Origin of the sequence: Edaphobacter bradus (assembly GCF_025685645.1) — a bacterium.
Lineage (GTDB): Bacteria > Acidobacteriota > Terriglobia > Terriglobales > Acidobacteriaceae > Edaphobacter > Edaphobacter bradus.
The window spans coordinates 615878-625218 of sequence record NZ_JAGSYF010000003.1 but is presented as its reverse complement, the minus strand read 5'-3'; the positions used below and the strand labels follow the sequence as shown (position 1 = coordinate 625218).

General features: G+C 53.8%; 5 protein-coding genes. 1 reads left to right on the top strand and 4 read right to left on the bottom strand.

Translation table 11 applies throughout. The annotated features are described in order from the left end of the window. Positions 1-256 precede the first annotated feature (256 nt). Positions 257-547: a hypothetical protein gene (locus OHL16_RS14925; RefSeq protein WP_263367966.1), complete on the top strand. Its 291-nt coding sequence runs from the start codon at positions 257-259 to the stop codon at positions 545-547. A gap of 383 nt (positions 548-930) precedes the next feature. Here the strand turns inward: OHL16_RS14925 and OHL16_RS14920 are convergent, their stop codons facing one another. The 4 genes from OHL16_RS14920 to OHL16_RS14905 form a co-directional block, all read right to left on the bottom strand. Next, a complete protein-coding gene (locus OHL16_RS14920; protein WP_263367965.1) occupies positions 931-1353 on the bottom strand; it encodes a phospholipase D-like domain-containing protein in 423 nt (140 codons plus the stop codon). A gap of 404 nt (positions 1354-1757) precedes the next feature. Then, a complete protein-coding gene (locus tag OHL16_RS14915) occupies positions 1758-3791 on the bottom strand; it encodes a DUF1998 domain-containing protein (RefSeq protein WP_263367964.1) in 2034 nt (677 codons plus the stop codon). Beyond that, positions 3784-7206: a helicase-related protein gene (locus tag OHL16_RS14910; protein ID WP_263367963.1), complete on the bottom strand. Its 3423-nt coding sequence runs from the start codon at positions 7204-7206 to the stop codon at positions 3784-3786. Before OHL16_RS14910 ends, OHL16_RS14915 begins: the two co-directional genes overlap by 8 nt. Next, the gene (locus OHL16_RS14905) at positions 7199-8872 is read right to left on the bottom strand and encodes a hypothetical protein (protein ID WP_263367962.1); all 1674 of its coding nucleotides are present in this window, start codon (positions 8870-8872) and stop codon (positions 7199-7201) included. The genes OHL16_RS14910 and OHL16_RS14905 overlap by 8 nt, the downstream gene beginning before the upstream one ends. Positions 8873-9341 lie beyond the last annotated feature (469 nt).

Below are 9341 nucleotides of genomic sequence, written 5' to 3'. Positions count from 1 at the left end.
CTGGCTTCCTGGGTGGCCTGAGATGCCTGCCGAGTTCGTGGATCTACTGCCGGAGTAGTGGGTGGTGGGGTATTTTTGTGGGACTTAGGCGACAGTCTGGAGGAGGGGTTCTGGCTCTCGGTCTGGGCTGCTGGGCTTGGGTTAGGGGATGGGTTCTCTCTATATAGCTGGGTTCTCTTGCTCGTAGGGGTTGTGGGACAGGAACTCTTCCTACGCCCGCGCCTCCTCCCTGCCACCCGTTCAAAAAGGCGCCTGGGTGGGCCTTTGGAGAACACACCGAACACTGACACACTCTCCTCCCAAAAAGGAGAACAACACCCTGCCTATCCAACCACCCTGGACCAACCCCGCTTCACAGCGCCGCTGCCACGGCAAGCGCCGCTATCCTTCCATCACTCTGGCCGAGACCGCCGCCGAAAAAGCCAGCTACAAGACCGGAGAGCTCATCCTCGCCTACCAGTGCTATGACTGCCTCAGGTTCCATATCGGACACGCCGATGCGTCACAGAAGATCGTCCGCAAACCAACTTCACACATGCGCGTTTAGCATTACCAATCCCAGTGACTACAACACCCGCCTGAACTGACCGACTAGGGATGACTGCTGAGAGTCGTTGCCGAACCCAGATCCCAAAGCGAAGGCAGCTATGCAAGACTATCCATCTCATGGATGGTGAAGACATGAACAACCGCCTATCTCAAGCACAATCCGCACGAGGCAGGACGCGCCCCGGCCTGACAGAAAGACACACACTAAAGGAAATAACGGTGAGTCTGCATCCCGTGCTGCTTAAAAGCAGCTTTACCGCGATACGCTATAAACGTGCAGATCGCCGTTGGCCATCAAAGAATACTGCAAGCTCCTCGAACTCTGATACCAGCTTCGCTTTCTCCATGTCGATGGTAATCATATCTGGCTTGTCAGGTCATTCAAAGGACGACTGGCTTCGCAACGGACATAGCAACTCGGAGCACTTTATCCAGTTGGATTGCAGGCTCACCGCTCAATATGATGCCCAACTCCATCCGGGAGCGAAGGCTCGAAGCTGTCATATTGGCGCTACCAAGATAGCCACGCCTTCCCTTGTCGATGGTGAGTGCCTTGAAGTGGAACGTTTCCGTCCCTCTGTCCGACTGCTCATACCAAGAGAAAACGTTATAGCTGGAACGCTTTTCGATTCGTTTCAATGCGGTGCGGACATCAAAAGGCAGGTCGTTCTCAAAGCGACCGAGAATTGAGACTGCTACACCTCCTTTGAGACGCTTTGCCAAAATGCCAACTAGCTCGTCGCTCGTCGCCGCATCCCAAAAAGGTGAAGCGATGACGATTGTTTTGTCCGCCGTGGCTATCAAGTCAAGTAGGGCACTCCGAAGGTCGATACAAACTCCACGGATAACGTGATTTGCCGCGGGCGGAAGGCTAGGCGGCGTGGAAACACAAATCTGCGAGTCGGAATGTTGTGTCACTGAACTAGAAGTATCCACACCGATACGTATAGCTTGTCGCAGTTCTTCGGTCGTCGCGAGTCGACTGCGATCTAGCGAGAGGGCTTCGGTGGGTCCACTTAGGACGCCAATGTCCCTCAGAGCGGATATCGCCAAGAGCGCTTCATCTCTTGACAATGGCTTGCCCGAGCCTGCGACCAGCGCCTTGATTGCCCTATCGAGGCCCGTCCGTGGCGGGTTCATTCGAACAAGAGCATCCTCTACGCAGTCAAGCAGCCACATATGGGAACGGACGGTTTGAATGTAGCGCTTCACGGTCGCGACATCGTCTCCCAGTATCCGGTTACGCGATAATCGGATGCGACATCGACCCACGGTGAATGTCCGCCCATAAGGAACGACCGACTCAAGCCGTGGTTGAAGACTCTGCACGCGATCTCCGGCGAGTGCAGACAACCATGACATGCTCCTGTGTGGTCTGCGCAATCCGGGTCGTAGAGACACTCCACCGACTCATTCGCCATGGTCTCTAGAAAAGCAGCGAGGTGGTCTCGCACAAGCGTGGCTACCCCCCCGAGCTTGAAAGTGTTTGAGTTGTCGTACACCACAAAACCCAACATCGGTAGAAAGACATACTCCGCGACGGAGGTCCGATCGATGCCAGCATAACGCGTGATCGCTCGCATGGCCGCATGAGAAAAGCTATGGATAAGCCCAAAGACCAGTCGCCGAACTTCCCACTGCCAAATTGAGTCATAGTAACGGTCATGATCTATCGGTTCCAGCGCCTGCATGATCCTTGCAATCGTCGGGATGTCCGAAGAGGGTAACCTAATCCCATTTACCTCAAGCCACGCAAGCACCCTGCAGGCATCAAGGGAAATGAAGATCCCCTCATGCTCCGCCTCACGGGCAGGAATTGGAATCGTGCCAACCAATTCGGGCCGCGCCAGCCTTTGGGCGGCGTCTTTCTGAAGGGACGGAAAGGCCCGCACTTCAACTGGAAGATCTTGTGCTCCCAGTTCTTCATAAGTCGGATTGAAATCACGGCGGGTATAACCGACGGTTGCTGAAATGATCGGAAGATCTTCCACGTATTGAAGCTCCGCAATCCCAAGCGAGTTCTTTAATCGCGCAATCTCGAGACGCAGAAGGTCCGAGAGTCCACCATCTCGCTCGGCCCTATCTTCTGCTGGAAGCGAGGTCACGGTCGTGCGGAAGGCCAGGCTCTCGCGGATACCCTTTTCCAATTCTGGAGGAACGGACGGGAAGAACCCGGCCACTTTTGGGGGAGCCGCTTGTGCCTTCCCGGTCACGATCTCCGCGATCCGACTCATGATCCTCACTTCCTCTGAGTGATCACCAATGCTCTTCGCCAGCTTCAGCTTCTCGGACAAGGCCATGATGGTGTCCGACACAGAGAAGTCGGCGTCAGGCCGTAGGTTCTGCGGAAGCATTTTATAGAGCACAGTGGACATTTCATCTTCTCCACTGTTCAGTTTCGGCTTATCCAGTCGCAGAACTGACATGCTAAAGGGATAGTACGCATCACTTGCGCTATATCTCGCCAGTCGCATCGCAATCTCTTGAACTATCGTTTTCCCACCATCCTTGGCTTCCTCAAATTGAGGGCCGCGCATCAGACGCCTTAGACAGCGGTGACAACGAGCCGTGAGCCTGTCGCGAGCTTCCGCGTTGCACTTGCGACACAAGACTTTCATGTCTTTCACACGGTCAGATTTTCCGGGGATATAAAGGTTTGCAGAGGTATTGCACTCGGGACAGCGTATCGGGTGCTTCGTCGGTTCTATGCGACCGCTTTCAGTGTTTCGTTTGGTTGCAGGCAGCCACTCAGTAATCGGAACTAGCTCGCCGCAACCATGCACGAAGACAAATGGAATCTGATGAACTCGAAGTCCACCGCAGTTGGGACAAGTGAGCTTACTCGAGTAGTCCACGCGCTTTTCAAAGATCAGCTGCCCACAACGTTGACAGATCAATGCCGCGTCGAGCACTGTCGCCTCTACCGACTCTGGCATGCCGACCGTATAGCGTGTACTCTCGTGCTTGCGATTTGGGAAGGTAGGATCGATTCGCCCACCTCGCCGGGACCAACGGGCAAACGACTCCTCCATCTCGTTGAGTAATGTCGACTTCTTGTCCTCGTCCCAAATCGACGAAAACCGGATTGCGCCCAACTGCACGATTGCAAGTCCGTCTTCCCAATCTACAGTACGACTTGGGAGGTAATTGAAGAGCAGCTGTGACACTCCTCGTTGCATGAAGGGGAGCCGTTCGATCTCGGAATCGGCCGTGGAATCGGGCTCGAAAGTTCTTCTAGGCATCCATCAGCCTCCTAAGGATTTTCGCCTCCGTTGAGTTCGCAACCCTAATGAAGGCGGGTTCGTCCACATCTCGCAAACTGTTCATTGCCTCAAGTTGCATGTTGAGGGCATTCACCCTTCCATGATGTTTTGGGGCGTTCACAATCGAACTGAAAGCATTCTTTACCCCAATGCTAAGACGCTCGTTGTACGTAGCCGAAGAAGGCGCGTGCCTCACCCCATAGGCTTCTTGCATCCAGCTGACGATCGCATCCTGAGTCAGAGATGCGGCCTCCTGACCGCCATGAGCCTCGCGAACGGCCTCTACGGTAGCCAGAGGGCGCCCGATTTCGGCGGACGCGACTCCCATGAGATAACCGCATAGCAAACCCGGAAGAGTCCTTCGCATTGCCGGTTCGGGCCAGCGCGTTACGGCCGCCGGATCCACTAGCCGGTCCAAATACTGATGGAACTTTGCAAAACGATCGAAGATGCTGCGGTCTCTTTCGCTTTGGGGCGTGGGTACGAAAATCGATATGCCTGGAAACCTTCTTCCTACACGAGCCGAAGCCTGAATGTATTCAGCTACCAGTCGTGTAAATCCCGCGAACAGAATTACATTAAATCGATCTACGTCAACGCCGTGCCCGATGATGTTTGTGGTGACAATGCCCCTTGTCCGACTCGCTGGATCACTTTCGCTTGTCATCGTCTTCAGAGCATCGATACTTTCAATCATCTTGGAGACGTCAACTCCTCCATTGAACATCTCAACGAGCAATTCACCATGTCTGGGGGAACTGTGCTGAAGATCACTATGCACGCGAGATTCGATTGCCTCGGCAACCTGGTCGGATCCCTTTCTCGTTAGAACATACGTGAGCGCAAGTTCATACAGGAAGAAAAGGTCTCTCTTGTCCTCCTCCGATAGGTGAGCAAGCTCATAACGGGACCCGCGACCGGCCGGATCATCGACAACAGCTTCACGCGCCCGTTGCACCTGCTGGTAAAAGATGGCCAACGCCTTTGTAACGGACGGTGTATGCTTCCTGCCCACACCGAGCAAGCCAATGAAAATGCGGCCGGTACGGTCTTCACTTGCTCTGTAGTAGAAAGAGCTCTCCGACTCGGTGCCGTGAGCCGGAAATTGACGGGAGCCGCTTAGATAGAGCTCCCATGCCTGACGCCTGAAATCCTGAATCGTCGCCGTCGCACCAACGATCTTCCAAGGGCGAGCGCGATAGCTCCTCTGGAGCGCAATCACCCCTGTTTCGTAGTGGGAATCGAAAGTTCCCAGCTCCTCATTCAGGAGGTGGAGCTCGTCTTGAACCAAGAGGGCTGGCGATGGATCATAAAATGGGCCGTAGAACACAGGGCTGCCTGAACAGGTTTCTGGATGTCCCCCTCTCGAAAATTCTCGCGCCGCCTCGCAGATCTCATTCGACTTTCGAAAACTGGCTCCATGCGCACCGCAAACAAGATCAAATCTCCCAAAAATGTTAGAGAATCGATGATTCTGTCCGAGAAGAGCTAGCTTATCGACGGTGGAAACAATGATGGTCGGGATGAATCGGTAAATATCCTGATCTGTTACGTAAACTGGGAGTCTCTCGCCAAAAGAGAAGCAGTCTCGGTTCGTGCAACGATGCTCGATCAACCAAAGAGAGCTGTTATAGCGCATCTCGATCTCGGATGAAGAACAGTATGGGCAAGAAAAGATTCGCTGGAATTTAGAATCAACTCCGTCGCGTTGTAGTTTTTGGTGTAAATCTGGCGAAATTTTATTCGGCGTGACTGTTCCTCCCACCAGATATCCGATGCTGAAGCGCGCGCCCTTGAGCTTAGCGTCTTTTCGGACCTGGTCGGCAGCGGCTAGAGCCTGAGCCAACCGTTGGAGCTGTTGGAAGGTGAGCAAGCGGAGTGGGAATCGAACAAACGCCGTGTTGCCGAACGTCTTGCCTCGTAGCCGGTCAAAGAAGGCCTGCCAAAGCATAAGGCCCAGGAATGCTTCCGTCTTACCACCGCCTGCCGCGAAATACAGAAGCTCCACTAGCCCGTCATCTTTGGAAGCCAGCCCTCCGTACTCTCGGGAAGCGAGCTCAGGTAGTTGAGACACGATGAAGCCTAGTTGGAAAAGACGCCACTTCGTATGAGTCTTGTTCGCTCTCCCCATCGCATTGTTCAAGAGGAGAAACGCCGTCAGAATGTCCGGATATTTGGGGTCACTTAATAGCTCGAAGCCACGTTTGAAGCGCACAATTTCCTTATTGAAGTCCTCAGCGGCTTTGATCGCATCGCCCTCTTCGGTTCCGACCAGGGAGCCAATCTTCTCCGTCCAGTCCTTATCACGGTAGGTTTCCATGTGGCCAAGGAGAGCTTTCAGACTGGGGAGCGGCTGTTGGCTCATCGTGGCGAAGCTGGGATCCACATCGGAGAACTCCCGAGCCTCAAGCCGAGGGGTCTCTGCGATTGGAACGCTTTCCGCAGACAGTTCTACAAAACCTTCGAAAGTTGCACTTTCTACCTGTGAATTGATTCCTACTCCCGGCATCCGCCGGTCGTATCGGAAACTCTCGGGAAGCTCTTGAAAGATAGTCGGCTGATGAACACCTTCTGGAAGTCGTACGCAAAGCTTCACGCCATAGACATTCGGATCGACGTAATCTGCCTGCGAAACCTTCGGCGTTTCTGCGTCATTGACGACACGTACTGCAAGGCGCCACAGCTTCGGGTCAGTAGGCACTCGGATCAGACGGGCGTCAACGAGTACCTTCCACGGTGATAGATGAGAACCTCTCGAGGCCCTCAAGAGTGCGGTCGCGAAAGCTTCGGACGTCGCAACATCTGCTTCGTGCAGATAGACCGGACGCCTCGCAGTATGAATGCCAACAACCAACTGTTCAGGCAACGGGCGAACGGATTCTGAGACATCGACCCTGGCCTTCCTCTTGTCCAAGAGCTCTCTCACCAAGAACCGAACACTGAATCTGGGAAGGACGAAGCGTTGCCAGACGTCAACTATCGATTGAGCCTTCTGTGTTTCCAGCAGCCCATCGATCTTTTGGCGGCTCCAAATGCCATGACGTTTCTGCTCCTCCAAAGAAGGCAGCGTCCGTAGAAAGATCGCGCTTTCTACCGACACAGAAATATGGTCTAACTTTGCCAACTCAGCAGCTGAAACCATACATTCAAGGCCCAGAGAGCTCATCGTGAACGAAGAATCCCGAGGCAGGTCGATCGCTCCGTCGATGTCTTGTTCATCCGCCATGGCATTCGCAACTTCCTCGGAACGCGGCGTCAGAAAGCCAGAGAGAATGTGATCCATAGGCCGGCTATGCACGAGCCTTTCACTTTCTGAATCGAGGCCCTTAGCGCGCCCTCGAATGTCTTCTGAAAGCAGTAAGGCGAATCTATTGAAGGTTTGGTCGTCAATCATGTTCTTCAATCCCCAATGGAATTAGGTTGTCGACAATCGCGACGCGAGCTGCCTCAAGGAGAGCTCGCGTCTCAATGCCCCAGTCTTTCTCTAATCGAGCTACCGTCCTAGGCTCGAGCCGGCCTAGATATGCGCCCCGAATAGCTGCTGTAAGCTGACGTCCAACGAGGCGATGCTTCTTGCGAAGGTCCTGGATCCCTGTAAACCATTCAACGAGGATTTCGTTTGGCAGAAGTATCCCGAGAGCGCTCGCGAATGCGAGGAAAGTGTCCTCGCGTTCCGGCACGCCGCAATCCTCGATGGTTCGATGTGGTATCCAACTACGAATAGTAGGCAGGTCTATATCGTGGCCAAGCATGCTCAAGCCTCTTCGGACTTCTGCAGGGTTGATAGGCCTCTCCAAACCTAGAGCTTGAACAGACTGGAGCCAAAGCCTTCGTTTCAAACTGAACTCTGCGAGGGATGTCTCATCAAGTAGGTCGAGGAGTGCCTCGGAAAATGCTTCTCTCTCCCCCTCCTTGAGAAGGACAACTTGATCGCCTATTTGTAGATCTCTTGCAGCTACTGTTTGTAAACGAAGTTTCTTTCTGCTAAGGACTTCCATGCGTGCTTTTGCTGTGAATTGCTGGTGCGATCCGTCAGTGAAGAACGCGATGACGTGGCTCGCGGACTGCATGTGCTCAACCGATTGGCTCCCGATCTGAGGTCGATTCCGAGACTCCCCGAATAGGCCCCCTACCGATAAAGCGTCCGCATGTACTGCGGCGTGTATCTCAAGTCGCGACGTGAGTAGCTTTAGCTTAGCCGTGATCTCGGCCGGCAAGTTGGGAAGAGAGAGATACTTCTTCTCGAGGTCCCACACTGCCACTCTGGCCTCCACCGGATCCAGAATCATGAGCGCCTCCGAGGCTCCGCTGGCAAAGACGACGTCAATTGAACGGGTGCCGAAGTATCCGGCACAGACACACCTATCGAATTGCGTCTTTGGCCATGGCGCAAATATGGACTGAATCGTAATGCCTAAATCGACAAGATCTCTTGTGCTAACGTCCAGGTATTTTGCAAATTGACACTGCAGTTCTGCCACCGCAATTTCTGAACGGACTGCAACAAGGAGCGATCCGGACCCTCCCTTGTGTAGGACAGCGTCGATTACCGCATCTCGGCGCTCACTACGAAGTCCAGAGTTTTCAGCTTCAACGGCGATCAGATTATTAGCTTGGCTGAGCAATTCGAGCTCGTCTGAACCGCTCGGTCGCCCTGTCAATTCTCCGAACAGTGCGGTGAAAGCAGACGCCTCGTAAGGAGTGCCATCGGATAGTGACTGTCTTGTAGCCCACCACGACCTCAATGCTTGCGAGGCCAAGCGCGCCAGTAGCAGAGACTTCTCAGAAAGACCTTCAGTGGCAAGAGCGAATTGTCTGTCAGCCAAGGCTCGGTCCTTGCCAATTGTGATTACCTCTACGTCTGGATACCTTGGAAGCGTAGAAAGAGTGTCGATTGGTATAGCTCCGAATGTGCCATCCTCAATCGCTGCGAAATCGGCCGGGCTTGATCCGATGATCAAGACCGGAAGTGTATGAGTGGACTCCCGCAGAAAGAATGAGATTGCATCGGCTAGGTGTCTGCCACCAATCTGCTGGATATTCACGAGCACGATGTCCACATGCCCGAAAGCTCTGACCTGTTGGCGCGTAATTTCTGTCCGTGCCGGGACCAAGACACGTGGCTTGGGTAGGTTCCTGGGTGCAAATCGTCCAATCACTTTTCGGTTTCCCGCTTTGATCTCGCCGCTAGCAGAGACTCGATCGATCGATATATAGGATTGAGCGGGGAGAACGAGTGATGAGAATCGTTGTCGACGGCGATCTACAGCTTGCTCCCAATCCGCAAATGAGTCTTTCCCAAGAGGAGTGTTCTCGTGCAGACGCTTCGTTCTCGCTTTTTTTCGAGCATCACTCGCTGTCTGAACTGAGTAGAAACTCCGCGAAAGGAGTTCATTCTCAGCATGCAGGAAAGGGTAGATACCAATGCGAGGGGTTAGAGGCAGTACTGAAACCTTGCCAGGCCAGCGCAAGTGCAAGTGCGATGCGATAAGCGGATAGGTCGGGATGTGCTTCCACGCTGAAAGGATT